Origin of the sequence: Pseudomonas alcaligenes (assembly GCF_041729615.1) — a bacterium.
GTDB lineage: Bacteria > Pseudomonadota > Gammaproteobacteria > Pseudomonadales > Pseudomonadaceae > Aquipseudomonas > Aquipseudomonas alcaligenes_B.
Genome location: NZ_CP154874.1, coordinates 1,140,414 through 1,163,825 on the forward strand (window position 1 = coordinate 1,140,414; position 23,412 = coordinate 1,163,825).

General features: G+C 68.4%; 27 protein-coding genes. 8 read left to right on the top strand and 19 right to left on the bottom strand.

The window, feature by feature from the left end; all coding sequences use genetic code 11:
- Positions 1–3 precede the first annotated feature (3 nt).
- The 4 genes from AAG092_RS05445 to AAG092_RS05460 all read right to left on the bottom strand — a co-directional run bounded on the left by AAG092_RS05445 (position 4) and on the right by AAG092_RS05460 (position 2,976).
- Positions 4–894 (bottom strand): amino acid ABC transporter substrate-binding protein, encoded by an 891-nt coding sequence (locus AAG092_RS05445; protein ID WP_373388871.1) that lies wholly within the window; start codon positions 892–894, stop codon positions 4–6.
- Positions 894–2,234, bottom strand: coding sequence for a putrescine-ornithine antiporter (potE, locus tag AAG092_RS05450; protein WP_373388872.1), 1,341 nt, complete (start codon positions 2,232–2,234; stop codon positions 894–896). Before potE ends, AAG092_RS05445 begins: the two co-directional genes overlap by 1 nt.
- 80 nt (positions 2,235–2,314) lie before the next feature.
- Entirely contained in the window at positions 2,315–2,662 is a 348-nt protein-coding gene (locus tag AAG092_RS05455) for an antibiotic biosynthesis monooxygenase (RefSeq protein WP_373388873.1), read from the bottom strand.
- A complete protein-coding gene (locus AAG092_RS05460) occupies positions 2,650–2,976 on the bottom strand; it encodes an NIPSNAP family protein (protein WP_373388874.1) in 327 nt (108 codons plus the stop codon). Before AAG092_RS05460 ends, AAG092_RS05455 begins: the two co-directional genes overlap by 13 nt.
- Before the next feature lie 75 nt (positions 2,977–3,051).
- On the opposite strand from AAG092_RS05460, the gene AAG092_RS05465 reads away from it, so the two are divergent.
- Positions 3,052–3,729: an ArsR/SmtB family transcription factor gene (locus AAG092_RS05465; protein ID WP_373388875.1), complete on the top strand. Its 678-nt coding sequence runs from the start codon at positions 3,052–3,054 to the stop codon at positions 3,727–3,729.
- A gap of 1 nt (position 3,730) precedes the next feature.
- Here the strand turns inward: AAG092_RS05465 and AAG092_RS05470 are convergent, their stop codons facing one another.
- The 8 genes from AAG092_RS05470 to AAG092_RS05505 form a co-directional block, all read right to left on the bottom strand.
- Positions 3,731–4,507 (bottom strand): ABC transporter substrate-binding protein, encoded by a 777-nt coding sequence (locus AAG092_RS05470; protein WP_373388876.1) that lies wholly within the window; start codon positions 4,505–4,507, stop codon positions 3,731–3,733.
- Positions 4,508–4,749: 242 nt separating this feature from the next.
- Positions 4,750–5,205 (bottom strand): molybdopterin synthase catalytic subunit MoaE, encoded by a 456-nt coding sequence (gene moaE, locus AAG092_RS05475; protein WP_373388877.1) that lies wholly within the window; start codon positions 5,203–5,205, stop codon positions 4,750–4,752.
- A gap of 1 nt (position 5,206) precedes the next feature.
- Entirely contained in the window at positions 5,207–5,452 is a 246-nt protein-coding gene (locus AAG092_RS05480) for a MoaD/ThiS family protein (RefSeq protein ID WP_110681143.1), read from the bottom strand.
- Entirely contained in the window at positions 5,449–5,940 is a 492-nt protein-coding gene (gene moaC / locus AAG092_RS05485; protein ID WP_373388878.1) for a cyclic pyranopterin monophosphate synthase MoaC, read from the bottom strand. The genes AAG092_RS05480 and moaC overlap by 4 nt, the downstream gene beginning before the upstream one ends.
- 99 nt (positions 5,941–6,039) lie before the next feature.
- Positions 6,040–7,431 carry a PhoH family protein gene (locus tag AAG092_RS05490; RefSeq protein WP_110681139.1) on the bottom strand — a complete coding sequence of 464 codons (1,392 nt, stop codon included), beginning with the start codon at positions 7,429–7,431 and terminating at the stop codon, positions 6,040–6,042.
- A 280-nt stretch (positions 7,432–7,711) separates the two neighbouring features.
- Positions 7,712–8,641, bottom strand: coding sequence for a CDF family Co(II)/Ni(II) efflux transporter DmeF (gene dmeF / locus AAG092_RS05495; RefSeq protein WP_373388879.1), 930 nt, complete (start codon positions 8,639–8,641; stop codon positions 7,712–7,714).
- Positions 8,642–8,707: 66 nt separating this feature from the next.
- A complete protein-coding gene (locus AAG092_RS05500; protein ID WP_373388880.1) occupies positions 8,708–9,835 on the bottom strand; it encodes a polysaccharide deacetylase family protein in 1,128 nt (375 codons plus the stop codon).
- Positions 9,836–9,897: 62 nt separating this feature from the next.
- Positions 9,898–11,028: a tetratricopeptide repeat protein gene (locus tag AAG092_RS05505; protein WP_373389560.1), complete on the bottom strand. Its 1,131-nt coding sequence runs from the start codon at positions 11,026–11,028 to the stop codon at positions 9,898–9,900.
- 210 nt (positions 11,029–11,238) lie between these two features.
- On the opposite strand from AAG092_RS05505, the gene yaaA reads away from it, so the two are divergent.
- The 4 genes from yaaA to AAG092_RS05525 all read left to right on the top strand — a co-directional run bounded on the left by yaaA (position 11,239) and on the right by AAG092_RS05525 (position 13,937).
- The gene (gene yaaA / locus AAG092_RS05510) at positions 11,239–12,018 is read left to right on the top strand and encodes a peroxide stress protein YaaA (protein ID WP_373388881.1); all 780 of its coding nucleotides are present in this window, start codon (positions 11,239–11,241) and stop codon (positions 12,016–12,018) included.
- A 72-nt stretch (positions 12,019–12,090) separates the two neighbouring features.
- A complete protein-coding gene (locus tag AAG092_RS05515) occupies positions 12,091–12,924 on the top strand; it encodes an SDR family oxidoreductase (protein ID WP_373388882.1) in 834 nt (277 codons plus the stop codon).
- A 6-nt stretch (positions 12,925–12,930) separates the two neighbouring features.
- Positions 12,931–13,299 carry a hypothetical protein gene (locus AAG092_RS05520; protein ID WP_373388883.1) on the top strand — a complete coding sequence of 123 codons (369 nt, stop codon included), beginning with the start codon at positions 12,931–12,933 and terminating at the stop codon, positions 13,297–13,299.
- A 2-nt stretch (positions 13,300–13,301) separates the two neighbouring features.
- Complete coding sequence (locus tag AAG092_RS05525; RefSeq protein ID WP_373388884.1) at positions 13,302–13,937, top strand: 2'-5' RNA ligase family protein; 636 nt, start codon at positions 13,302–13,304, stop codon at positions 13,935–13,937.
- On the opposite strand, the gene AAG092_RS05530 is transcribed toward AAG092_RS05525, so the two are convergent.
- Positions 13,934–14,830, bottom strand: coding sequence for a DMT family transporter (locus AAG092_RS05530; protein ID WP_373388886.1), 897 nt, complete (start codon positions 14,828–14,830; stop codon positions 13,934–13,936). The two genes, AAG092_RS05525 and AAG092_RS05530, sit on opposite strands and share 4 nt — an antisense overlap.
- A gap of 144 nt (positions 14,831–14,974) precedes the next feature.
- Between AAG092_RS05530 and AAG092_RS05535 the strand changes: the two genes are divergently transcribed.
- The 3 genes from AAG092_RS05535 to AAG092_RS05545 all read left to right on the top strand — a co-directional run bounded on the left by AAG092_RS05535 (position 14,975) and on the right by AAG092_RS05545 (position 17,463).
- Entirely contained in the window at positions 14,975–15,844 is an 870-nt protein-coding gene (locus AAG092_RS05535) for a helix-turn-helix domain-containing protein (protein WP_110681125.1), read from the top strand.
- 158 nt (positions 15,845–16,002) lie between these two features.
- Complete coding sequence (locus tag AAG092_RS05540; protein ID WP_110681124.1) at positions 16,003–16,263, top strand: YebG family protein; 261 nt, start codon at positions 16,003–16,005, stop codon at positions 16,261–16,263.
- A 297-nt stretch (positions 16,264–16,560) separates the two neighbouring features.
- Entirely contained in the window at positions 16,561–17,463 is a 903-nt protein-coding gene (locus AAG092_RS05545) for a DMT family transporter (RefSeq protein ID WP_110681123.1), read from the top strand.
- Here the strand turns inward: AAG092_RS05545 and AAG092_RS05550 are convergent.
- The 6 genes from AAG092_RS05550 to AAG092_RS05575 form a co-directional block, all read right to left on the bottom strand.
- Entirely contained in the window at positions 17,460–17,852 is a 393-nt protein-coding gene (locus AAG092_RS05550) for a GFA family protein (RefSeq protein ID WP_110681376.1), read from the bottom strand. The two genes, AAG092_RS05545 and AAG092_RS05550, sit on opposite strands and share 4 nt — an antisense overlap.
- A gap of 11 nt (positions 17,853–17,863) precedes the next feature.
- Positions 17,864–18,970 carry a dihydrolipoamide acetyltransferase family protein gene (locus AAG092_RS05555; RefSeq protein ID WP_373388887.1) on the bottom strand — a complete coding sequence of 369 codons (1,107 nt, stop codon included), beginning with the start codon at positions 18,968–18,970 and terminating at the stop codon, positions 17,864–17,866.
- Between the two features lie 15 nt (positions 18,971–18,985).
- Positions 18,986–19,975, bottom strand: coding sequence for an alpha-ketoacid dehydrogenase subunit beta (locus AAG092_RS05560; protein WP_373388888.1), 990 nt, complete (start codon positions 19,973–19,975; stop codon positions 18,986–18,988).
- On the bottom strand, positions 19,968–21,059 hold the full coding sequence (gene pdhA / locus AAG092_RS05565; RefSeq protein WP_373388889.1) for a pyruvate dehydrogenase (acetyl-transferring) E1 component subunit alpha: 1,092 nt from the start codon (positions 21,057–21,059) through the stop codon (positions 19,968–19,970). Before pdhA ends, AAG092_RS05560 begins: the two co-directional genes overlap by 8 nt.
- Before the next feature lie 66 nt (positions 21,060–21,125).
- Positions 21,126–22,148, bottom strand: coding sequence for a Leu/Phe/Val dehydrogenase (locus tag AAG092_RS05570; protein WP_373388890.1), 1,023 nt, complete (start codon positions 22,146–22,148; stop codon positions 21,126–21,128).
- A gap of 85 nt (positions 22,149–22,233) precedes the next feature.
- Positions 22,234–23,223 (bottom strand): NAD-dependent epimerase/dehydratase family protein, encoded by a 990-nt coding sequence (locus tag AAG092_RS05575; RefSeq protein ID WP_373388891.1) that lies wholly within the window; start codon positions 23,221–23,223, stop codon positions 22,234–22,236.
- Positions 23,224–23,412: the final 189 nt, after the last annotated feature.

A 23,412-nucleotide genomic window follows, 5' to 3' on the forward strand; every position in this document is an offset into this window, starting at 1 on the left:
CCCTCAGGGCAACGCGTAGGCCTTGAACAGCAGGCGCACCTGCTCGCCCGGCTCGCCGAAGTACTGGCGGTACAGGGGCTCGATCTCGCCACTGCGGTAGATCAGGCTCAGCTCGCTGTCGACCAGCAGGCGCAGGTCCTCGTCGCCGCGCGGCAGGGCCAGGGCCACCGGCTCCATCTCGAAGATCCGCTCCAGCACCCGTGGCCGATTCTCCGCCTGGCTGGAGGCGACCAGCTGCTGCAGTACCACACGGTCGCCGAAGAAGGCATCGGCCTTGCCGGCCTCCAGGAGGGCGGTCCCCTCGGCGAAGCTCTGCACCGGCAACACTTCGGACACCACCCCCAGCAGACGCAACTGCTGGCGCACCCACTGCTCGGTGGTGCTACCGACGATCACCGCGAAGCTGCCGCGGGCCAGGCCGCGATTGATGGTGGCGCGCCATTGTGGCGCGGTGCGTTCCACCTTGCCCTCCAATGCTCGTAACAGAGCCGGTGGTGCATCACCGCGCACCGCTACGCCACGCCCGGAGGGATAGATCGGCAACGAGAAGCTGAAACTGCGGCGACGCTCCAGGTTGGCCACCAGCGGGCTGCACAGTAGATCTATCCGGCCTTCCTGCAGTGCCGCCAGCGCCTCGTCGCGGGCGACCTGGCTATAGACAAGGCGCAAATGCGGCAGGGACTGTTCGCGCTTGATGCGCTCGGCGATGCGCTGGCACAGCTCGACGACGTAGCCGGCCGGCCGCTCGACCGGACCGGAAGAGAACGGCTGCAGTCGGTCGACGTAGCCCAGGGTCAGAACATTGCTGGCATGCACCCGCTCCAAGGTCTGCGCCGCCACCGGCAATGCCAGGCTGCAGGCCAGGCCCAGAACTGCGATCGTACGTAGGATCATCAGCGCCCCCTCCCTGCGGCAGCCTGGCCGGATCGCTCATCCAGGAAACGGTCGGCGATGTAGCCGAACAGCAGGTAGCCCACCGCCGTGACCAGCATGCCGCCGAACACCGCCTCGGTGCCCGAGGCATACAACGCATAGAAGCTGTAGGCCATGGCCACTGCCAGCGCCGCGCCGTTGCGGTACTGCACGCCGCGCGCCACCCCGGCCTTCTGCATGATGATCAGCAATGCCGACAGCGCGGTGATGTAGGGAATGATGTTGGTCACCGCCGCCAGGTTGACCAGTTTGCCGAACTGCTCGGAGGCGTTCGGCGAGATGGTCGATACCGCCATGCCGGTCTGCAGCGCAGCGTTGGCGATCAGCCCGAGGATGGGCGCGCCGAGCAGGGTCACACGGGCGAAGAGGCGCGGGAACATCTGCTGCTCGGCGGTGACCTTGGCGGTCTGCGCCAGGGTGAACTGCCAGCCCAGCAGGGACCCGACGCAGGCCATCACCGCCAGGGCCATGATGATGTCGCCGACCCAGCCGTTGAACATCTGCGCATAGACGAAGGCGAAGGGCGCGCTGGAGCTGGCCAGTTCGGCGTTGGGCACTATGCCCATGATCACCGTGGTGGAGGCCACATAGATCACCGCCGCACCCAGGGTGCCGAGCAGGCAGGCCAGCGGCACGTTGCGCTGCGGGTTCTCCACCGCGTCGGAATTCTGCGCCGCCGACTCCATGCCGAGGAAGGCCCAGAGGGTCAGCGGGATGCTCTGCGCGATGGCCTCGCTGGTGGCGATGCCGTTGGGATTCCAGGCCTGGCGCAGCACCTCGGCATCGAACCAGAACCAGCCGATCAGCGACAGTCCAGCCACCGGGATGATCACCCCCCAGACGGTGATGGAACCAATCTGGCCGGTGACTTTCGGCCCACCGAAGTTAGCCAGGGTAGTCAGCCAGATCAGCCCGACCGTACCGACGAACAACGGGATGGCGCCACTACCCAGCCAGGGCAGGAAGGGCGTCATGTAGCCCACCGCGGAGATGGCGATGGCCACGTTGCCGATGGCCAGCGACAGGAAGTACAGGTAGGAACAGAGGAAGAACGCCGACTTGCCGTGCGCCTCCTCGGTGTAGGCCGACATGCCGCCCGGCCGCGTGCAGTAGATGCCGCACTGGGCGAAGCAGTAGGCGATGGCCATCGAGCCGATGGCCGTGATTACCCAGGACAGCAGCGACACCGCCCCCAGCTGGGCCATGCTCGACGGCAGCATGATGATGCCCGAGCCCATCATGTTCACCGCCACCAGGGTGGTCAGCCCGGTGAGCCCCATTTTCTTGCCGGCCGTGGCCATGGCTGCCCCCTCTCCTTGTCAGCCTCCACTCATACTAGGCAGAGCACAACGAAGGCGCTCGGGCAGCCGGGATATATTTTTCAGCCCCCATGAGCCGTCTGCGAGTCCGCCGGTGCCTGCTCGCGCGCCTGCAGGCCATAGTCGCGCAACACCTCGGCGACACGCAGGCGGTAATCGGCGAACACCCCGTCACGCCCGGCCATCTGCGCCTGGCGATGCTCCTCGCTGTTGCGCCACTGGCGCACCGCCGCCTCGTCGCGCCAGAACGACAGCGACAGCAGCTTGCCCGGCTGACTGAGGCTCTCGAAGCGCTCGATGGAGAGGAAGCCGTCGATGCCCTGCAGCTGCTCGCGCAGCTCGGCGGCCAGGCCCAGGTAGGTGTCGCGCCGGCCCGCTGCCGGTTGCACTTCGAAGATCACCGCGAGCATGGCTGCGTGCCCTCCACCACTTCGAGGAAGCTGCGCTCCTCGCGCAGGATGAAGCGTTTCTCCTGGGCCAGGGCGAAGTTGGCGCGCCCCTCGGCATCGCCCTTCAGGCGGGTGCGGTAGGCCTCGTAGGCGGCCAGGCTGGGAAAGGCGATCAGCCCCCAGGCGATATCGTTGCTGCCCTCGTGGGGCAGGAAGTAGCCGAGCAGCTGGCCGCCGCAGCGCGGGATGATGCGCCCCCAGTTCTCCGCGTACTCGCGGAAGGCCTCGCGCTGGAACGGGTCGATCTGGTAACGGATGAAGCAGGTGATGGTCATGCCGGTGTTCTCCCTGGATGCACGGCTTCACCCTAGCGCTTTGTCGCCGGTCGATGGTTCGACTAGGATCGAACTATGAAAGACGGACCCAACATCGCCCGCATCGCCTCACTGATCGGCGACCACGCCCGCGCCGAAGTGCTCACTGCGCTGATGGCCGACCGCGCGCTGACCGCCACCGAGCTGGCGCAGATCGCCGGGGTGAGCAAGCCGACCATGAGCGCGCACCTGGCCAAGCTGCTCGAGGCCGGCCTAGTCAGCGCCGTGGCTCAGGGCCGCCATCGCTATTTCCGCCTGGCCGACGCCGACGTGGCCCACCTGCTTGAGGCGCTGATGGGCGTGGCCTTCCGCGCCGGCGCCGTGCGCGTGCGCTCCAGCCCGCGCGAGCCGGCGCTGCGCAAGGCACGGGTGTGCTACGACCACCTGGCCGGAGAGCTGGGCGTGAAGGCCTATGAGAGCCTGCTGCAGCGCGGCTGCATCGAGGAACACGGCGAACAGCTGCGCCTGACCGAGACCGGCAAGAGCTGGTTCGCCGCGCTGCAGATCGACGTGGAGGCCGCCGCCGGGCGACGTCAGCTGTGCCGTCCCTGCCTGGACTGGAGCGAGCGGCGCCACCACCTGGGCGGCGCGCTCGGCGCGCAATTGCTGCAGCGCCTAGTGGAACTGGGCTGGGCCAGGCGCGATCCGGCCTCGCGGGTGATCGCCTTCAGCCCGCGGGGTGAGCGCGAGCTGGAGCGCCTGTTGCAGGGCTGAATCAGTCGCCGTAGATATCGAAGCTGAAGTACTTGCTCTGGATCTTCTGGTACTCGCCGCTGGCGCGAATGCCGGCGATGGCGGCGTTGAGCTTGTCCAGCAGGGCCTTGTCGCCCTTGCGCACGGCGATGCCGGCACCCTCGCCGAAGTAGGCCGGATCGGTGAAGGCCGGGCCGACGAAGGCGAAGCCCTGGCCCTGCGCGGTCTTGAGGAAGCCTTCGTCCACCGGGATGGCGTCGGCCAGGGTGCCGTCGACGCGACCGGAGACCATGTCCAGGTAGATCTCGTTCTGCGAGCTGTAGCGCACCACTTCCACGCCCTTGGGCGCCAGCACCTCGGTGGCGAAGCGGTCGGTGGTGGTGGCGCGCTGCACGGCGATGCGCTTGCCGGACAGGCTGGAGAAATCGTCGCTGACCACGGTGCCTTCCTTCATGGTCAGGCGTGCCGGGCTGTAGTAGTACTTGCCGGTGAAATCCACCGACTTGCGGCGCTCGTCGGTGATGGTCATGGACGACAGCACGGCGTCGACCTTCTTCACCTTGAGCGAGGGGATCAGGCCGTCGAATTCCTGCTCGACCCACTGGCACTCGACCTTCATCTCGGCGCACAGGGCCACGCCGATGTCGACGTCGAAACCGGCGATGGAGCCGTCGGCCTGCTTGAAGGCGAAGGGCGGATAGGCGGCTTCGATGCCCAGGCGCAGGGGCTTGTCGGCGGCGAACAGGCTGGAGGCCAGCAGGCTCAGGGCGAGGCCGCCCAGCAGTGCGAGTTTCTTCATGGTGTGACTCCCGGATGCGCCCACCGTGAGGCGGGCAGGTTGGCAAGCTGAGGCTGGGCAGGAGAAGGCGCCACCGACGGATGTCGGCGCACAGGCTGGAGCGGATATAGCTGGCACTGGAGCATGATCGACGAGCCGCTAATTTGTACTTATGAGTCCATACTGGACTTTAATGTACAAATCGTCAACAACCTGTCACAACGCCGCAGACAGGCATCCGCGCCGCTCATGCAAAAGGGCTTTCAGGGCTTGGACCAGCGCGCCGCGGCTGCCTGATCGCTGGCACGACCCTCGACCCAGCGCGCACCCTCCGGGGTGTCTTCCTTTTTCCAGAAGGGTGCGCGGGTCTTCAGGTAGTCCATGATGAAGTTGCAGGCGTCGAACGCCGCCTGGCGGTGGGCGCTGGCGGTGCCGACGAAGACGATGGGCTCGCCCGGCTGCAGGCGGCCGACCCGATGCAGCACCTCGACCCGCAGCAGCGGCCAGCGCTGTTCGGCCTGACTGACGATGCCGGCGAGGGCCTTCTCGGTCATGCCCGGGTAGTGCTCGAGGAACAGGCCGCACACGTCCTGGCCGTCGTTATAGTCGCGCACGTAGCCGACGAAGGTGGCCACCGCGCCGATGCCCAGGTTGGCGGCGTGCAGCGCATTGAGTTCGTGGCCCGGATCGAAGGCCTCGACCTGTACCCGGACGCTCATCTCAGCCGCCTGTAACTGTGGGGAAGAAGGCGATCTCGTCGCCGTCGGCGATCTCGGTGTCCAGGCTGCACAGCTCCTGGTTGCGCGCGCACATCAGGTTCTGCTCGGCCAGCACCTGCCACACGCCACCGCGGCTCAGCAGGTGCTCGCGCAGCTGCTCCAGGTTGCCCAGCGCAGCGCGCTGCAGCTGCTCGCCGTCGATGCCCAGCACCTCTCGGTAGCGGGCGAAGTACTGTACGCGGATCATGTCAGGCTCCCTGCCTCGTGATAGTCCAGGTGGTAGTCACCGCTCTTGCCGCCGGACTTCTCCAGCAGGCGCACGGTCTCGATCGTGATGCCGCGGTCCACGGCCTTGCACATGTCGTAAATGGTCAGTGCGGCGACGCTGGCGGCGGTCAGCGCCTCCATCTCCACGCCGGTCTGCCCGGCCAGCTTGCAGCGCGCGACGATGCGCACGCAGTCGAGGCCGTCGGCCTGCAGCTCGACCTTGACGCTGGTGAGCATGAGCGGGTGGCAAAGGGGGATGAGGTCGGAGGTCTTCTTCGCCGCCTGGATGCCGGCGATGCGTGCCACGGCGAACACGTCGCCCTTGGGATGGCTGCCATCGGCGATCATCGCCAGGGTGGCGGGCAGCATGCGTACGCGGGCTTCGGCCACGGCCTCGCGGGACGTCACCGCCTTGTCGGTGACGTCCACCATGTTGGCGCGGCCTTGGGAATCGAGATGGGTCAGCACGATATTGCTCCGGAGTGGATGCGGCCATTGTAACGCCGCCGCCACGCGAAGCGTGCGCCCACGTGCTCCTCCGGTCGGAGGAGCACGCACCTGGGGCGATTACATATGCGCCTCGGCGTACTCGGCCAGCACCGAGCGCGGCACCCCTTGCAGGGTGATGTGCACGCCGTGTTCGAAGTCCTTGAAGCGCTCGGTGAGGTAGGTCAGGCCCGAACTGGTGGCGGACAGGTAGGGAGTGTCGATCTGCGCCAGGTTGCCCAGGCAGACCACCTTGGAACCGTTGCCGGCACGGGTGATGATGGTCTTCATCTGGTGCGGGGTGAGGTTCTGGCACTCGTCGATCAGGATCAGGCTGTGCTGGAAGCTGCGCCCGCGGATGTAGTTGAGCGATTTGAACTGCAGCGGCACCTTCTGCAGGATGTAGTCGACGCTGCCATGGGTGCTCTCGTCGTCCGAGTGCAGCGCCTCCAGGTTATCGGTGATGGCGCCGAGCCAGGGCTCCATCTTCTCCGCCTCGGTGCCGGGCAGGAAGCCGATGTCCTCGTCCAGGCCCTGCACGCTGCGGGTGGCGATGATGCGCCGGTAGCGCTTGCTGACCATGGTCTGCTCGATGGCCGCAGCCAGCGCCAGGATGGTCTTGCCCGAACCGGCGGCGCCGGACAGGTTGACCAGGTGGATGTCCGGGTCCAGCAGCGCGTACAGCGCCAGTGCCTGGTACACGTCGCGCGGGCGCAGGCCCCAGGCCTCCTGGTGCAGCAGCGGCTCCTGGTGCAGGTCGAGGATGGTCAGGCTGCTGCCCTGGATGCCCTTGACCCAGCCGACGAAGCCCTGCTCGTCGACGATGAACTCGTTGATGTGCACGGCCGGCAGATTGTCGGTGAGCTGCACCTGGTGCCAGGTACGGCCATGGCCCTGACGGGTCTCGACCTTGCTCACGCGGTCCCAGAAGGAGCCGGCCAGGTTGTGGTAACCGCGCGACAGCAGGGACACGTCGTCGACCAGCTGGTCGGTGTGGTAGTCCTCCGCGGAGATGCCACAGGCACGCGCCTTCAGGCGCATGTTGATGTCCTTGGTCACCAGCACCACGGGCGAGCCACTGCGCCGGCTCTGCAGCTCCACCAGCTGGTTGATGATCTTGTTGTCGTTGAGGTGCTCGGGCAGCCAGGTGATCGGCTCCGCGCGCTTGCTCATGAGGATCGACAGGGTGCCCTTGGGCTCGTTCTTGCCGCGGCGGATCGGCACCCCCTGCTCCACCTCCTCGGGGCTGGCCTCGCCCAGCGTCTGGTCGATCAGGCGGATGGCCTGGCGGCATTCGGCGGCGACCGTGTGCTTGCCGGTCTTGAGCTTGTCCAGCTCCTCCAGCACGGTCATGGGGATGGCGACGTGGTGTTCCTGGAAATTCAGCAGCGCGTTGGGATCGTGGATCAGGACGTTGGTGTCGAGGACGTAGAGGGTGGGCTGGGTGGAGCGGGTGCGTCCGTGATCATCCATACTCGGTCACCTTATCGAGGGGCCTGGACGACGGAGCCACAGGGACTCCGCCGGGAGGACCGCCCACCTCCCGAACGGAGCGGGATCGCGCGAGCAAAGGTGATGGCCGAGGGCCGCCACCTGTGCTGCAGGGTTCGGCGGTCTGCTTTCTAAATACCCCAATCCGGATGACAGAAAAAAGAACTTTTTCTGTGCCGCCAGGCTTTTTTATCGGTGCGACGAATAACGCTTGGCGAGGCCGGGCAGCACCGTTAAAGTCGGAAGTCCTGCCCCCGGCGCCCTATCCCCCGGCGCCACAGCGATTGACCTCCACCGTCACGTGAACCAGCTGCGGAAAGCTCGCCAGCTGCGCCTTGTAGTGATCCGCGCTGGCCCCGCCATGGGTCACCAGGTGGATGATGCAGGCGTACTGCGCGCTGCCCACGCGCCACAGGTGCAGGTCGAGCACCTCGGTATCGTCGAGGCCCTCCAGGTGACCACGTACCCGTTGCACCAGCGGGCTGTCCATTTCCCGGTCGAGCAGCACCTTGCCGGTCTGCAGCAGCAGGCCCTTGACCCACAGGCCGATCACCAGCGCGCCGAGTACGCCCATCAGCGGGTCCAGCCAGTGCCAGCCCAGCCACTTGCCGCCGAGCAACGCGAGGATGGCCGCCACCGAGGTCAGCGCATCGGTCAGCACGTGCAGGAAGGCCGCCTTGCGGTTGAGATCCTCGCCATGGCCATGGCCATGATCATGATCATGATGAGCATGCCCCTGGCCATCGTGCAGCAGCCAGGCCGACAGCAGGTTCACCAGCAACCCCAGCACGGCCACCGCCAGCGCCTGGTCGAAGGCGATGGCCTGCGGCGACCACAGCCGCCACAGCGACTCGAACAGCATGCTTGCCACCACCGCGACCAGCAGCACCGCGCTGGCGAAGCCGGCCAGCACCTCGATCTTCCAGGTGCCGAAGGCGAAGCGCGGATCGTCGGCATAGCGCCGCGCCAGCAGGTAGGCCAGCGCGCTGAGGCCGATGGCCAGGGTATGCGAGGCCATGTGCCAGCCATCGGCAAGCAGCGCCATGGAGTTGAACCAGTAGCCGGCGACCACCTCCACCAGCATGGTCGCGCCGGTCAGCGCGGTGACCAGCCAGGCCTGGCGCTCGGCGCCGCTGGCCAGCGGCCGGTAACGATGCTCGCTGCGCCAGCGCTGGTGATTGCATTCGCTCATGACAGTTTCTCCCGGAAGCAGGCCTGACAGCTTGCACCTTGCCACGAGGAGAAGGTCAAGCCCGGCTCAGCGATAGCTCCGGCAATCCTGCCATTGCAGTGGTACGCCGGCGGTAGCGCGCAGCAGCCAGGGCAGACCGCCCTCGGCCTTGCGCTGGATGTCGTGGAACAGCAGCACGCCGCGTCGCCACAGCAGCATCAGGGTCAGCACCCGTTGCCCGGCGGCCTCGGCGCCGACCTGGCCGCTCCAGTCCTGCGAGTCGATCTGCCACAGCGCTACCTGCAGCCCCTGGCCGGCGAAGAAGGCCTGGCTGTCCGCGCGACGCTGGCCGTAGGGCGGGCGGAACAGCGGCACATAAAGCTCCGGTACGCTCTGTTGCAGCAGTTCACGGGTGCGGATCACCGAGTCCTGCCAGTCGCTCCAGCTGGCGTGGGACTTGTGCGCCCAGCCATGCGAGGCCACGCACTGCCCGGCATAGAGCTGGCGCACGGCCTCGGCGGAAGTCTTCTGCAGGCGCTGCTGCAGGTTGCCGCCGAGCACGTAGAAGGTGGCACTGAGTCCCTGCTGGCGCAGCCAGTCCGCCAGCCTGTCACTGCTGCCGCCCTGCACACTGGGACCGTCGTCGAAGGTCAGCAGGAACTGCATGTCGGCCAGCTCGTCGCCGTTGCGCTCCTGCTTGGAGAACAGCTCGATCTCGCTGCTGATGCGCGGGAACAGCGCGGCCAGGCGCATCTGCTCGTTCAGGTAGTTGAGGTGGAAACGGCGGCTGGCCTCGGCCCAGGCGAAGTAGCGCGACTCGGGTGCCACCACCAGCTGCCGAGACTGCTCCTGCAGCCCGGCCAGGTCGACCACCGGCGGGCAGAAGTCGACGGCCGGCGTGCAGGCGCGACTGGCCAGCCGATAGTTCTCCAGCAGGCGCTGCCAGAAGCGCTCGCGTACCCGAACCACGGACTGCAGGTTGACCGACTTGAGCCCAAGGCGCCGAGACCAGCCGCCTTCGTCCAGTCCCTCGCTGGCTTGCAGGACTTGGGCGAAAGTCAGTATCTCCGCGCGCGAGGCGGTGTCGAAGGCGGCCTGGCTGTGCAATGGCTCCGGCCAGGTAGCGCGGTCCAGGGTGGCAAAACGGGCGGGACCGGCCGCCTGCACGGCACCCGCGAACAGGGCCAGAACCAGCGGCAGATAACGGATCAGCATCTTTTTCGTTCCTTGAATGAAAACGCGCCCCCGAAGGAGCGCGTCGACCGCGGCAGACGCGTTTACAGCGCCTGTACGCGCTGGATGGCCTTGTCGTATACCGGGTTGGCCTTCTGTTCCCTGGCCAACTGGTAGTGACGCAGGGCGTCGTCGTACTGGCGGGCGCTCTCGTAGATGCGCGCGATGTTGTAGTAGGAGCTGGCGCGCACGGTGGCGGCACTGCCGCCGTGGGCCAGGGCGATGGCCTTGCGGTTGGCCCAGATGGCCTCCGCGGTGCGCCCGGCCTTCTGGTAGGCCAGGCCCAGGTTGCTGTAGGCCTGGCCGTAGTTGCCATCGATCTCGATGGCCTGGCGGTAGAGGTCGATGGCCTGGTCCAGCTGGCCGGCGTGGTAGGCCGCCTCGCCCTGCTGGTTGAGCGCCTTGGCATCGCCCTGGGCCTGGGGCACGACCGGCAGGCTGGCAACGCTCTGCGCATCGTCCTGCAGGGGACGCAGCAGGCCGCCGATGGTGCCACTTTCCGCCACGGTGCTTTCCAGGCGATTGATGTCCTGGATCTCGCCACTGCCGGTGATGCGGAACACCGTCCACAGGTTGCCCACCTGATCCCTCGGCACGTAGTAGGTACGCACCAGCGACTGGCCGATGTAGACGAACACCTTGGCCTGGCTATGGCTCAGGGCCGAGGATGCCGGGGCGGAATTGTTGCTGAAGTCGCGTACGGCATAGACGTAGGTCTCGCCGAAGCGCTTCTTGCGCAGGGTGATGGTCTCCGGGCCGTAGCTGTCGGTGTCGTCGACGTCGAGATGGGCCTCGTCACCCTGCTTGGCGTCGAAGTAGATGTGGTTGTCGGGATAGGCGATATGGGAATCCAGGTCGCTCGGCGTGGCGCCCCAGCTCAGCACCACGCGCAGGCCGTCGAGACTCTCCATGACCGGGCTGATGGCATAGGTCATGCCCTGGCACGGGCACTTGGCTACCAGGTTGGAGTAACCGGGCTTCTTGATGATCAGCAGGCTGGCGCCGTCGTCGGCGAAGCCGGTGCCGAGATTGACCCGGCCATTGCCGTCGGTGCGGCCCACGGCGGTCTGGGCGCCATTCTTCTGCACCAGCACTTCGGCGTCGGCGATGCGCTGGTCCTTGACCACGGCACTCAGCACATCGATGGAGAGTTGTTCGGCCTGGGCCGAGAGCATGGTGCAAGCGAACAGCAGAGGGGCAACGGCGCGCGCGAGGATTCTCACTGCGACCTCCTTGTCAGAGTGATGTTTGGGTGACGCGCCGGTGGCGCGCGCGGCGAACTATAGCCGCACCGATCGTCGCCGTCTGTGATCAATCGCTCCGATAGCTGGAGCCGGGTTCGCCATCCGGCCTAGAATCGCGCCACGCTTTCTGGAGACCATTCGATGCTGTTGGTGATTTCCCCCGCCAAGACCCTGGACTACGACACCCCGCCGGCCACCGCGCGCTTTACCCAACCGCAGCACCTGGATCACGCCCAGGAGCTGATCGGCCAGCTGCGCCAGATGAGCCCGCAGCAGGTCGGCGAACTGATGCACCTGTCGGACAAGCTCGCTGCCCTCAACGTGGCGCGCTACGGCAGCTGGCACCCGGACTTCACCCCGGCCAACGCCAAGCAGGCACTGCTGGCATTCAAGGGTGACGTCTACACCGGCCTGGCCGCCGAGGATTTTTCCGAGGACGACTTCGACTTCGCCCAGGCACACCTGCGCATGCTCTCCGGCCTGTATGGCGTTCTGCGCCCGCTGGACCTGATGCAGCCCTATCGCCTGGAGATGGGCACCAAGCTGGCCAACGCCCGCGGCAACAACCTCTACGAGTTCTGGGGCGAACGCATCAGCGCCTGGCTGAACGAGGCGCTGGCCGCCCAGGGCGACGACATCCTGCTCAACCTGGCCTCCAACGAATACTTCGGCGCGGTCAAGCGCAAGGCCCTGAACGCCCGGGTCATCGACACCGAGTTCAAGGACCTGAAGAACGGCCAGTACAAGATCATCAGCTTCTACGCCAAGAAGGCCCGCGGCCTGATGGCGCGCTACGTGATCAAGCAGCGCATCCGCGACCCGGAGCAGCTCAAGGCCTTCGACTACCAGGGCTACCGCTACAGTGCCGAACAGTCGAAGCCGGACAGCCTGGTGTTCCTGCGCGACCATGCGCAAGACTGATCTGGCCGGCAAAGCCATTACGCCAAAGCGCCTGGCGGCTATGATCGCTGCAGCCAAGACAAGGAAAGCGCCATGACCCAACCCGTCGTCCTGATCACCGGTTGCTCCAGCGGCATCGGCCGCGCCCTGGCCGATGCCTTCAAGGGCGCCGGCTACCGGGTGTTCGCCGCCGCGCGCAAGGGCGCCGACCTCGAGGCGCTGAATGCCGCCGGCTTCACCGCGGTTAAGCTCGACGTCAACGACGCCGAAGACATCGCCCGCGCCCAGGCCCGGATCAAGGCCGAGGCCGGGCGCCTCGACGTACTGGTCAACAACGCCGGCTACGGTGCCATGGGCCCGCTGCTGGACGGCGGCGCCGCAGCCATGCGCCAGCAATTCGAGACCAACGTGTTCAGCCTGGTCGAGCTGACCCGCGCCTGCTTCCCGCTGCTGCGCGCCAGCCGCGGCCTGGTGGTCAATATCGGCAGCGTCTCCGGCGTGCTGGTCACCCCCTTCGCCGGCGCCTACTGCGCCTCCAAGGCGGCGGTACATGCCCTGTCCGACGCCCTGCGCCTGGAACTGGCGCCCTTCGCCGTGCAGGTGATGGAAGTACAGCCGGGGGCGATCGCCTCCAGCTTCGGCGCCAATGCCAGCGCCCAGGCCGAACAGCTGATCCGCGAGGACTCGCCCTGGTGGCCGCTGCGCGAGGGCATCCGCGCCCGCGCCCGCGCCTCGCAGGACCATCCCACCTCGGCACAGGCATTCGCCACCACCCTCCTGGCCGCGGTCGCCAGGCCGCGGCGACCGGCCCTGCTGCGCATCGGCAACGGCTGCCGCAGCATGCCGCTGCTGGCCCGCTGGATTCCCACCCGGCTGCTGGATCTGGTGCTGATGAAGCGTTTCGGCCTCGACCGCCAGCTGGACTGAGCGGCCATGACTGCACGCTTCGCGCTCCATTACTACGTGCTCGGCGCGGTGGCCGCGGTCTTCGCCTGCAACCTGCTGCTGCGCGTGCCGCTGAAGATCGGTGGCCTGCCCGCCACCCTGATCGCCGCCAGCCTGGTCGCCTTCGGCCTGCGCTGGTGCTTCACCCGCCTGGAAGGTCACCCGCCCGCCACGGGCCAGCGCTGGGCACTGGTCGCCCTGTACGGCCTGGCACTCGGCCTGCTGTACCTGCTGATCTGGGGCCTGATGTGGCTGAAGGACGAGCCGGGCCACATGGGCCAGCTGCTGTTCGTCCTGCACTACCTGAGCTACCCGCTGATCCTGGCGCTGGTGCTGCATCTCGGTCGACACGACTGAGCATGCGCCTGCTGGACCGACAAGACGCCCCGGCGGCCACCCTGCCCTGCGTCCTGCGTGACCACCCCGAATGGCACCTGGGGCGCGAGCGCTACTGGCTATGGTCGATTGCGGTGGACTGCCCGGCCGTGCTGCAGCGCCTGCAGGCGGTGCGAGCACTGCTGGGCGATTGGCTGCATCCACCGGGCGCACGCCAGGCGCATATCACGCTGTTCGTCTGTGGTTTCGCCACCGCCACAGCGCAGCTGGACGACGACATCACCCCGGCCGTGCTGGAGACCCAACGCCGCGCCCTCGAAAAGCTGAGCATGGCGCCATTCGCACTGCACATCGGCGGGCTCGACAGCTTCGCCAGTGCGGCCTTCCTGGCGGTACACGACAGCGGCCGGCTCGAGCGCCTGCGCGAAGCACTCGCCCGGCTCTCGCCCGAAGTACGCCAGGCGCCCTATGTGCCGCACCTGACTGCCGGCCTTTACCGCCAGGCTATCGCACGCCAGACCTGGCTCGAGCACACCCGCCCGCTGCATGACTGCCCGCCGCTGGCGCTGCCGGTGCGCGAGCTGCAGCTGCTCAGCTACGCCGCCGCCGAGCCGCAGGGGGCACTGCGCCTGGAAGCGCGGGTGCGCCTGGCGGGCTAGGCCCGCTGCGCCTGTGGGGCGGCCGGGCGGGGCTGGCGGAACACCAGCACGTTGCCGAGCATCACCAGGCCCAGGCCGAGCAGCGCCGGCAGCGTCCACTGGTAGCCCTCGACGAACACCGAGATGTTCAGCGCCACCACCGGGAACAGCACGGTGCAGTAGGCCGCGCGCTCCGGCCCCATACGTCCGACCAGGGTCAGGTAGGCGGTAAAGCCGATCACCGAGCCAGGAATCGCCAGGTACAGCAGCGAGCCGATGTAGCGCGTATTGGCCTCGAACGTGAACGGCACACCGCTGAGCAGGCAGTACGCCAGCAGCAGCAAGGCGCCGTAGAACATGCCCCAGGCGTTGGTGGTCAGCGGCTTGAGCCCGGCCTGCTGCTGCAGGCTGGAGAGCAGGTTGCCGGCGGAGAAGCACAGGGTGCCCAGTACCGCCAGGCCGATGCCCAGCAAGGTCTCGCGACTGGCCTCGTGGTGCGAAAGCTCAGGCCAGAACAGCAGTCCAAGGCCCATCAGTCCCAGCGCGCCGCCGGCCAGCACGTTGGCGGCGATCCGCCGACCCATGAAGACGCGGGCATTGAGCGCGTTCCACAGCGTGGCGGTGGAGAAGATCACCGCCACCAGGCCGCTGGGGATCCACTGGCTGGCCGTGTAGAAGCACATGAAGTTGAGGCAGAACAGGCACAGGCCCTGCGCCAGGCACAGCAGCTGGCCGCGCCGGTCGAGCGGCTGCAGACGGCGGCTGAGCAGGAGGATGGCGAACAGCACGGCGGCGGCCAGGCTGAAGCGGTAGGCGATCGACAGCGGGATGGCCACCTCGCCCAGTTGCAGCTTGAGGGCGATCCAGGTGGTGCCCCAGATCAGGACGGTGAGCAGGTACAGCGACAGGTTCATGGCAGGGCTCCTTGACCCGGCCAGTCTCCGCCCCGGCCACGCCCGCGCGCTTGCACAAACTTGCGCTTATCTGTCGCCACCCCCTGGCAGGCCACTACCGCAGGAGTAGGATGGCAGCCATCCCCTTCAGTCGATGTCCGCTCCATGGCCGCACTCGAACACAACCTGGTATTCCAGTCGCTCAGCAGCTCGCCCAATGCGCGCCTGCTGCGCGGTGCCGAGCTGGGCGACGAGCTGGCCGCGGCGCTGTGGAGCAACCACCACGACGCCCGCGACTACCAGGGCCCCAGCCACCACACCCTGTCCTGCTACCTGGCCGGCGGCACCGGCACCTTCCGCCGCGAGCGCCCCGGCGCCAAGGGCGCACCGGACAAGCTGTGCGTGCTGCCGGCCGGGCACGAGTCATCCTGGGTGATCAACGGCGACATCCGCCTGGCGCACCTCTATGTCAGCCCCGAGCGCTTCGCCGCCAGCGCCGTCGCCCTGCTCGACCGCGAGCCGCGCGAGCTGCAGCTGCGCGAAAGCACCTTCCTCGAAGACCCGCAGCTGGCCGCGCAGTTTCGCCAGCTGGTGACGCTGGACTGGAACGAGCCGGGCGAGCGCCTGCTGACCAGCAGCCTGGCCCACGCGATGATCGACCATGTGCTGCTGACCCAGGTCGGCCAGCGACAGGGCCTGAAACTCAAGGGTGGCCTGGCGCCACACCTGCGCCGGCGCCTGGTGGACTACATCGAGCAACACCTGGACCAGCCGCTGGCACTCGGCGAGCTGGCACAGCTGGCGGCGCTGTCGGAGTACCACTTCGCGCGCATGTTCAGCACCAGCTTCGGCCTGCCGCCGCATCGCTACGTGCTGCAGCGGCGCCTGCTGCGGGCGCGTGAACTGCTGCTGCACAGTGCCCTGCCGCTCGGTGAGATCGCCCTGGCCTGCGGCTTCGCCAGCGCCAGCCACTTCAGTAACCGCTTCCGCCAGGCCTTCGGCGCGGCGCCCGGACTGCTGCGCGCGGCCCGTTAGCACGCCGCACACCGGTAACAGCACTGGACTGGCGCAACTCCACCGACTATTCAGGGTGAGGTCCTGCCTCATGGAGAGCTTCGCGGACTTGCCAGGCCGGGGACAGACCATTACTGTATATACATACAGATCAACCAGATATGGGAATGAGGTGATGAATGGCCGTCGAAGTGGTGTACCGCAGCAGTCGCGATCCGGAGCGCCTGTTCATGGATAAGGCCGAAGCCGATCGTTACGACAAGATGCTGGAGCTGGCCGAAGCGCTGTCCGCCGCCCTGCACAAAGCGGTGCCCTCGCTCAGCGAGGAGCAGGTGGAAGAGCTGGGCATCTTCATGGCCAGGAACCGCGACACCTTCGCCCGCGCCTTCAAGAACCAGCCCGAGGCCCTGGCCGAGCTGGGCCAGGGCGAGGCGGACTGACGGAGTTGACCGAATGGCCAGCCGGGTTTAGTGTCGGCAGGCCATTGAGGAAATCCCCCATGCACCACCACGCGCACCTCGACCTCCCCGCCCTCGCCGCCGCCCGCGGCGAGCGCCCGTGCGCGCCACCACCTGTCGCCCTGCGCGCCGGCACGCCACCGCCGCCGCCGCGCGCCTGATCGTCTGCCGCCGCGCGGTTCGCCGCCCACGGCCGATCACTCCAGCCTTCACGGTTCCGTCCTCTCTGCGCCTGCTCGGGCGACGGAGCCTGTTGCCATCTTCGACAGGTGATTCTTCATGCGTTTCGACAAGACCTTCTGGGGCGCCTGCGCCTCCACCACGCTGTTCGTCCTGCTCTGGAGCAGCGGCGCGATCTTCTCCCGCCTGGGCCTGGACCACGCCTCGGCCTTCGCCTTCCTGACCCTGCGCTTCATCCTCGCCCTCGGCGTCCTGCTGCTGGTCGGCGCCCTCGCCCGCAGCTGGCTACCGGCACGCGGCCAGCGCCTGCGCACGGCCGGCACCGGCCTGCTGATGGTCGGCGGCTACTCGATCTGCTACCTGCTAGCGCTGGACCAGGGCATCACCCCCGGGGTGCTGGCGACCCTGCTCGGCGTGCAACCGATCCTCACCCTGATGCTGCTGGAACGGCGCTTCGCCGCCCTGCGCCTGGCCGGCCTGGCGCTGGCCCTGCTCGGCCTGGTGCTGGTGGTGTGGCAGAGCATCGGCCTGGCGCGCTTCTCCGTGGCCGGCACCGGCTACGCCCTCGGCGCGCTGCTGTGCATGACCCTCGGCGCCATCGCCCAGAAGGGCCTGAGCCAGTCGCCGCTGCAGGCGCTGCCGCTGCAGTACGGGGTCAGCCTGCTGCTGTGCGGGCTGTTCCTGCCGTTCCAGCGCTTCACGGTGGACTGGTCGCTGGACTTCCTGGTGCCGCTGCTGTGGCTGGGCCTCGTCATCTCGGTGGTGGCGCAGCTGCTGCTGTACCGGCTGATCCGCGCCGGCAACCTGGTCAACGTCACCAGCCTGTTCTACCTGGTGCCGGGGGTGACGGCGGCGATGGACTACCTGTTCCTCGGCAACGCCATGAGCGGCCTGAGCCTGGTGGGCATGGCGGCCATTGTGCTGGGCCTGCTGCTGGTGTTTCGCCCGCAGCGCAGCGCGCTGGCCAGCACGCAGCCCGCAGGCCAGGCACGCCCGTCCTAGGCCTCGAAGCGGCTGCCGCCGTCGCGGTCTCGCTCGTAGTGCCGCGCCAGCGCGAAGGCCGGCAGCCAGGCCTCGCGGCGCAGGGTCCACAGCTCGTAGGTCGGGCGCAGCTGGTCGATTTCGTCCAGGGCGCCCAGGCCGACTTCCACCTCATCCGCGCTGCGGGCGAACACCGATGAACCGCAGCGCGGGCAGAAATGCCGGCCGGCGTAGTCGCGGGTTTCGCCGGTGATTGCCAGTGCGCTTTGCGGAAAGATCGCGCTGGCATGGAACAGCGTGCCGTGATGCTTGCGACAGTCGAGGCAGTGGCACAGGCCGACCCGATAGGGCCGGCCCTGCGCCACGAACCGCACGCTGCCGCACAGGCAGCCACCCTTGAATCGTTCCATCTGCATCTCTCCTATGGGGTCTCCAGGGCCTGCACCAGCGCCTTGAGGAAGCGTGCGGCCTCGCCGCCGGTCACCGCGCGGTGATCGAAGGTCAGCGACAGCGGCAGGATCGGGTGTACCGCAGGCTGGCCCTGCCAGGCCACCACCTCGTCGCGGATACCGCCGGCGCCGATGATCGCCACCTGCGGCGGCACCACCACCGGATTGGCGTAGCGGCCGAACAGGGTGCCGAAGTTGGACAGGGTGAGGGTCGCGCCCATCATCTCCTGCGGCGGGATGGAGCGCGCCTGCACGTCCGCGCGCAGGCGCGCCATGCCCTGCTTGAGGTCCTCGGCCGAGCGCTCGCCGACATTGCGCAGCACCGGCACGAACAGGCCGTCCGGGGTGTCCACGGCGATGCCCAGGTCGAGGCGGTCGTGCCGGCGGATCGAGGGGCCGCGACCGTCGAACCAGCTGTTGAGCACCGGCTCCACCGTGCAGGCGTGGGCGATGGCCTTGGCCAGGCGGATCAGCGGGTCGCGCGCGGCCTTCCAGCGGTGCAGGTCGGCATCGCCGTAGAGGGTCACCGGCACCACCTCGGCATGCGCCCTGGCCATGTTGATCGCCATGCTGCGCCGCACCCCGCGCAGGCGCTCGCCGCCGAAACGCTCGCGCTCGCCCTGCGCCGCCGCTTCCACGTCGGCGGCGCTGATCAGGCCGTCGGCGCCGCTGCCGGCGAGGCTGGCCAGGTCGACGCCGAGCCGGCGCGCCAACTGGCGCACCGCCGGGGTGGCGCGCGGCGCCAGGTGCTCGCGGGTCGAAGGCGCGGCGCCGATGAAGAAGCTGTCCTCCTGGGCGCCACCCTGGCCGCCCTCCAGGCGGCCGACCACGGTGCCGGCGTCCTCCTCGCCCTCGTAGGCCAGCAGCGGTTCGCCGACATGCAGGATGTCGCCGGCGCCGCCGAAGGTCTTGCACACCACGCCGTCGTAGGGCGCGGGGATGTCGACTATGGCCTTGGCGGTTTCCACCGAGACCAGCAGCTGGTCGGCCTTCACCGCATCGCCCGCCTTGACGTGCCATTCGACGATCTCGGCCTCCTGCAGGCCCTCGCCCAGATCGGGCAGCTTGAAGTATTTCATCGCGTGCTCCTCGTCTCAGGCGTAGTTCAGGGTGGCCTCGCAGGCGCCGAGGATGTCCTCGACGCCGGGCATATACAGCTGCTCCAGGCGGTACAGCGGCGGCGGGATGTCCGGCGCGGTGACCCGCTGGATCGGCGCCTGCAGGTCGAGCAGCGCCCGCTCGTACAGGCTGGCGGCGATCTCCGCGCCGACCCCGCAGGAGCGCGGCGCCTCGTGCACGATCACGCAGCGCCCGGTCTTGCGCACCGAGGCCTCCAGGGTGTCGAGGTCGAGCGGCTTGAGGCAGGCGACGTCGATCACCTCGGCCGACACGCCCTGCTCGGCCAGGCGCTCGGCGGCCTGCAGCGTCTCGTGCACGCTGGCGCCCCAGCTGACCAGGGTGATGTCGCCGCCCTCGCGCAGGGTGAAGCAGCTGTCCAGCGGCAGGCGCCGGCCATCGTCGACCAGCGGCTGCGGATTCATGCGGTACAGCCGGGTCGGTTCGAGGAACACCACCGGGTCGGGATCGTCGATGGCCGCCAGCAGCAGGCCGTAGGCCCGCGCCGGCGACGAGGGGATCACCACGCGCAGGCCGGGGATATGGGCGAACAGCGCCTCGGTGCTCTCGCTGTGGTGCTCCGGCGCGCGGATGCCGGCGCCCATCGGGCTGCGCAGCACCAGCGGGCAGCTCAGCCGCCCACGGGTGCGGCAGCGCAGGCGCGCGGCGTGGGCCAGCAGCTGCTCCAGGGCAGCGAAGACGAAGCCGAGGAACTGGATTTCCAGCACCGGCTTCAGGCCTTGGGCGGCCATGCCGACTGACAGGCCGGCGATCATGGTCTCGGCCAGCGGCGTGTCGATCACCCGCTTGAAACCGAACGCCTCGCGCAGGCCGAGGGTGGCGCGGAACACCCCGCCGTTGACGCCAACGTCCTCGCCCAGCACCAGCACATCCTGGCTCTCGCGCATGGCCCGGTGCAGGGCCTGGTTGACCGCTTCGAGCAGCGTGTACCTCTTGATCTCATTCATGGCCCTGCCCTCCCGCGCGGCGCGCCGCGCGCTCCAGCAGCGCCTCGCACTGATCCATCAGGGCCGCCGGCCAGCGCGCGTAGACATAATCCAGGGCGGCCTCGGGCGGCTGGTTGCCGGCCGCCTCGAAGTTGTCCACGGCGCGCTGCACCCGCGCCTGGCAGTCGGCCACCAGGGCCTGCTCGCGGCCCTCGTCCCACAGCCCCTGGCCGGCCAGGAAACCCTGCAGGCGCTTGATCGGCTCCTCCTCCCAGGCCCGCTTCACCTCCTCCGCGCTGCGGTAGCGGGTGGCGTCGTCGGCGGTGGTGTGGTCGCCCAGGCGGTAGCTCAGGCACTCCAGCAGTACCGGGCCCTTGCCCTGGCGCGCACGCTCCAGTGCCGCCTGCATGCTGTCGTACACCGCCAGCACGTCGTTGCCGTCCACCTGCTCGCCGGCGAAACCGGCGCCGATGGCCTTCTGCGCCAGGCTCGGCGCGCCGCTCTGGATGCGCCGCGGGGTGGAGATAGCCCACTGGTTGTTGTTGATCACGAAGACCACCGGCAGCTGCCAGGCGCCGGCGACGTTGAGCGCCTCGAGGAAGTCGCCCTTGCTGGTGGCGCCGTCGCCGCAGGTGGTGACGGCGACGCGGTGCTGGCCACGGATCTTGAACGCCGTGGCCACGCCGCAGGCGTGCAGGGCCTGGGTGGCGATCGGCACGCAGAGCGGAAAGTCCTGGGCCACCGCCGGGTCCTGGAAGTCGCTGCCGCGCTCGTCGCCGCCCCAGTACAGCAGGATCTCCTCCATGCGCACGCCGCGCATCAGCTGCACGGCGGTGTCGCGGTAGTAGGGCACCAGCACGTCCTCGGGGCGCATCAGGCTGCCGATGGCCACGCCGATGGCCTCCTGGCCGAGGGTCGGCGCGTAGGTGCCAATGCGCCCGGTGCGCTGCAGGGCCACGGCCTTGAGGTCGAACAGGCGGGTCAACACCATCTGCCGGTACAGGCGGGTGAGCAGGTCGACGTCGGCGGCCCAGGGCGGCAGCTCGGCGCAGGGACGGCCGTCGGCGGCCAGGTAGCGGGTCAGGGGGATCTCGGGCTGGTTCATCGCATGCCTCCGGGTAGGTGCAGGCGTCATTCCGCCGCTTGTGGCAGCGGGTCTTGCGGCGCCGGGTCAGGCGCCGTAGAGAATGCGTTCGGCCAGCGCGTCGGCGACCCGCGCTGGCGAGCGCTTGTCGGCCTGGGCGTGGGCGAAGATCTCGGTCAGGCGCTGGCCGATGCGGGTCAGGTGGGCGGTGATCGCCGGCAGTTCCTCGCCGCGGTGCTGCAGCGCGACGTAGATCAGCCCGCCGGAATTGATCACGTAGTCCGGCGCGTAGAGGATGCCGCGCGCCTCCAGCTCATCGGCGATCTCGGCGCTGGCCAGCTGGTTGTTGGCCGCCCCGGCCACCGCCGCGCAGTGCAGCTCGCCCACCGTCTGCGCGTTGAGCACGCCGCCCAGGCCACAGGGCGCGAGGATGTCGCAGGGGGTGCAGAGCAGTTCCTCGCTGCTCACCGCCCGTGCGCCGAGCTGCTCCACCGCCAGCTGCACGCGGCCGGGGTCGAGGTCGCTGACGTACAGCACGGCGCCAGCGGCGGCCAGCTGTTCGGCCAGGGCGTAGCCGACGTTGCCCAGGCCCTGCACGGCCACGCGCAGGCCGTCCAGGTCGTCGCTGCCGAGGCGCGCCAGGGCGGTGGCGCGGATGCCGGCGTAGACGCCCATGGCGGTGTGCGGCGAGGGGTCGCCGGCGGCCGTGGTACTGGTCACATGCTGGGTGTGCTGGGCGATGCAGTCCATGTCGGCGCTGGAGGTGCCGCTGTCGACGGCGGTGATGTAGCGCCCGTTCAGCGACTCGATCATGCGGCCGAAGGCCTCGAACAGCGCGCCGCGGTTGTCCAGGTGCGGCGGGCGGATGATCACCGCCTTGCCGCCGCCCTGCGCCAGACCGGCCAGGGCGGCCTTGTAGCTCATGCCCTGGGCCAGGCGAATGGCGTCGCGGATGGCGCTGTCGTCGTCGGGGTAGGCCAGGTAGCGGCAGCCGCCCAGGGCCGGGCCGAGCCGGGTGCTGTGGATGGCGATGATGGCCTTGAGGCCGCTGGCAGGATCCTGGGCAAGATGCAGCGCTTCGAGCCTGGCGCTTTCCATCATGGTGAACATGGCGGACTTCCTCGCTGGCTTTACAGGCCAGTATAGGTCGGCCGCCGGGGTCGGACCGGGCAGGCGGGAATAAGCCCGGAGTGGCTTATCGCCCCTGCACCTTCCACCAGGTGCAGAACTCCTCCAGCGCGGTCCAGATCGGCACCTGCGGGTCGTAGTCCAGGTACTGGCGGGCACGCGAGATGTCCAGGCTGAAGTCGCGCGCCATCACCGCCACGCCGAGGCGGAACAGCGCCGGCTCGGGCCGCCCCGGCAGCAGCTTGCAGAGGCTCTCGTTGAGGGTCGCGGCGGCATAGGCCAGGCCGAACGGCAGGTGTTTGCTCACCGGCGGCAGGCCGAACTGGCGCAGCACGAAGTTGACCACGTCCCACAGCGGCACCGGCGCGCCATTGCTGATGTTGTACACCTTGCCGAGCGCCGGGCCGGCGGCCAGCAGGCTGCTGAACAGGGCGTCGTTGAGGTTCTGCATGCTGGTGAAGTCGACCTTGTTGAGGCCGTCGCCGATGACGAACAGGCGACCCTTGCGCTGCATCTCGATCAGCCGCGGAAAGATGCTGGTGTCGCCGGCGCCGGTAACGAAACGCGGGCGCAGGGCGATCACCTCGAGGCCGAACTCCTGGGCCTCGAACACCTTCTGCTCGGCCAGGTACTTGGTGGCGCCATAGTGGTCGACGAACCTCTTCGGCACCTGCTCTTCCTTCAGGCCGACATGCGCCTTGCCGTCGAAGTACACCGAGGGCGAGGACAGGTGCACCAGGCGCCGCACCTTCTGCCCCAGGCAGGCCTCGATGACGTTCTGGGTCAGCACCACGTTGCCCTGGTGGAAGTGCTGGTAGGTGCCCCAGGTACCGACCGAGCCGGCGCAGTGCACCACCATCTCCACGTCGCGGCACAGCTTGTGCGCCAGGTCCGGGTCGGCCAGGTCGCCCTGGACGAACTCGGCGCCGCGCTTGGTCAGGTGCTGCACCGCCTCGGGGCGGCGCCCGTTGATGCGCACCGCCAGGCCCTGTTCCAGGGCAAAACGGGCGAAGCGCCCACCGATGAAGCCGCTCGCTCCCGTTACCAGAATCTTCATTGCGCCACTCCCCCGTGGTTCTTGTTGTGCTGCGACTTTAGCAGCCGGCGCGGGTTGCGCCGCTTGCCGAGGCGGCCAGAACAGCGGCCTTGCGGACCACTGCTCGATTTTTTTGACGCCCGTTAAGCAATTTGCACGCTTCTTGCAAAATTCTTGACGCTTGCAACCCTCTGTCACCCATCTACACGC

Excerpts from the sequence above, each read along its gene's own strand:
- AAG092_RS05550 (WP_110681376.1), bottom strand. The coding sequence starts at position 17,852 with ATGGAACGATTCAAGGGTGGCTGCCTGTGCGGCAGCGTGCGGTTCGTG.
- AAG092_RS05540 (WP_110681124.1), top strand. The coding sequence starts at position 16,003 with ATGGCCGTCGAAGTGGTGTACCGCAGCAGTCGCGATCCGGAGCGCCTG.
- AAG092_RS05570 (WP_373388890.1), bottom strand. The coding sequence starts at position 22,148 with ATGTTCACCATGATGGAAAGCGCCAGGCTCGAAGCGCTGCATCTTGCC.
- moaE (WP_373388877.1), bottom strand. The coding sequence starts at position 5,205 with ATGAGCGTCCGGGTACAGGTCGAGGCCTTCGATCCGGGCCACGAACTC.
- AAG092_RS05455 (WP_373388873.1), bottom strand. The coding sequence starts at position 2,662 with ATGCTCGCGGTGATCTTCGAAGTGCAACCGGCAGCGGGCCGGCGCGAC.
- yaaA (WP_373388881.1), top strand. The coding sequence starts at position 11,239 with ATGCTGTTGGTGATTTCCCCCGCCAAGACCCTGGACTACGACACCCCG.
- AAG092_RS05530 (WP_373388886.1), bottom strand. The coding sequence starts at position 14,830 with ATGAACCTGTCGCTGTACCTGCTCACCGTCCTGATCTGGGGCACCACC.
- AAG092_RS05525 (WP_373388884.1), top strand. The coding sequence starts at position 13,302 with ATGCGCCTGCTGGACCGACAAGACGCCCCGGCGGCCACCCTGCCCTGC.
- AAG092_RS05515 (WP_373388882.1), top strand. The coding sequence starts at position 12,091 with ATGACCCAACCCGTCGTCCTGATCACCGGTTGCTCCAGCGGCATCGGC.
- AAG092_RS05460 (WP_373388874.1), bottom strand. The coding sequence starts at position 2,976 with ATGACCATCACCTGCTTCATCCGTTACCAGATCGACCCGTTCCAGCGC.
- AAG092_RS05555 (WP_373388887.1), bottom strand. The coding sequence starts at position 18,970 with ATGAAATACTTCAAGCTGCCCGATCTGGGCGAGGGCCTGCAGGAGGCC.
- AAG092_RS05445 (WP_373388871.1), bottom strand. The coding sequence starts at position 894 with ATGATCCTACGTACGATCGCAGTTCTGGGCCTGGCCTGCAGCCTGGCA.
- potE (WP_373388872.1), bottom strand. The coding sequence starts at position 2,234 with ATGGCCACGGCCGGCAAGAAAATGGGGCTCACCGGGCTGACCACCCTG.
- AAG092_RS05575 (WP_373388891.1), bottom strand. The coding sequence starts at position 23,223 with ATGAAGATTCTGGTAACGGGAGCGAGCGGCTTCATCGGTGGGCGCTTC.
- AAG092_RS05505 (WP_373389560.1), bottom strand. The coding sequence starts at position 11,028 with ATGCTCTCGGCCCAGGCCGAACAACTCTCCATCGATGTGCTGAGTGCC.
- AAG092_RS05465 (WP_373388875.1), top strand. The coding sequence starts at position 3,052 with ATGAAAGACGGACCCAACATCGCCCGCATCGCCTCACTGATCGGCGAC.
- AAG092_RS05480 (WP_110681143.1), bottom strand. The coding sequence starts at position 5,452 with ATGATCCGCGTACAGTACTTCGCCCGCTACCGAGAGGTGCTGGGCATC.
- AAG092_RS05490 (WP_110681139.1), bottom strand. The coding sequence starts at position 7,431 with ATGGATGATCACGGACGCACCCGCTCCACCCAGCCCACCCTCTACGTC.
- dmeF (WP_373388879.1), bottom strand. The coding sequence starts at position 8,641 with ATGAGCGAATGCAATCACCAGCGCTGGCGCAGCGAGCATCGTTACCGG.
- AAG092_RS05520 (WP_373388883.1), top strand. The coding sequence starts at position 12,931 with ATGACTGCACGCTTCGCGCTCCATTACTACGTGCTCGGCGCGGTGGCC.
- pdhA (WP_373388889.1), bottom strand. The coding sequence starts at position 21,059 with ATGAACCAGCCCGAGATCCCCCTGACCCGCTACCTGGCCGCCGACGGC.
- AAG092_RS05560 (WP_373388888.1), bottom strand. The coding sequence starts at position 19,975 with ATGAATGAGATCAAGAGGTACACGCTGCTCGAAGCGGTCAACCAGGCC.
- AAG092_RS05545 (WP_110681123.1), top strand. The coding sequence starts at position 16,561 with ATGCGTTTCGACAAGACCTTCTGGGGCGCCTGCGCCTCCACCACGCTG.
- AAG092_RS05500 (WP_373388880.1), bottom strand. The coding sequence starts at position 9,835 with ATGCTGATCCGTTATCTGCCGCTGGTTCTGGCCCTGTTCGCGGGTGCC.
- AAG092_RS05535 (WP_110681125.1), top strand. The coding sequence starts at position 14,975 with ATGGCCGCACTCGAACACAACCTGGTATTCCAGTCGCTCAGCAGCTCG.
- AAG092_RS05470 (WP_373388876.1), bottom strand. The coding sequence starts at position 4,507 with ATGAAGAAACTCGCACTGCTGGGCGGCCTCGCCCTGAGCCTGCTGGCC.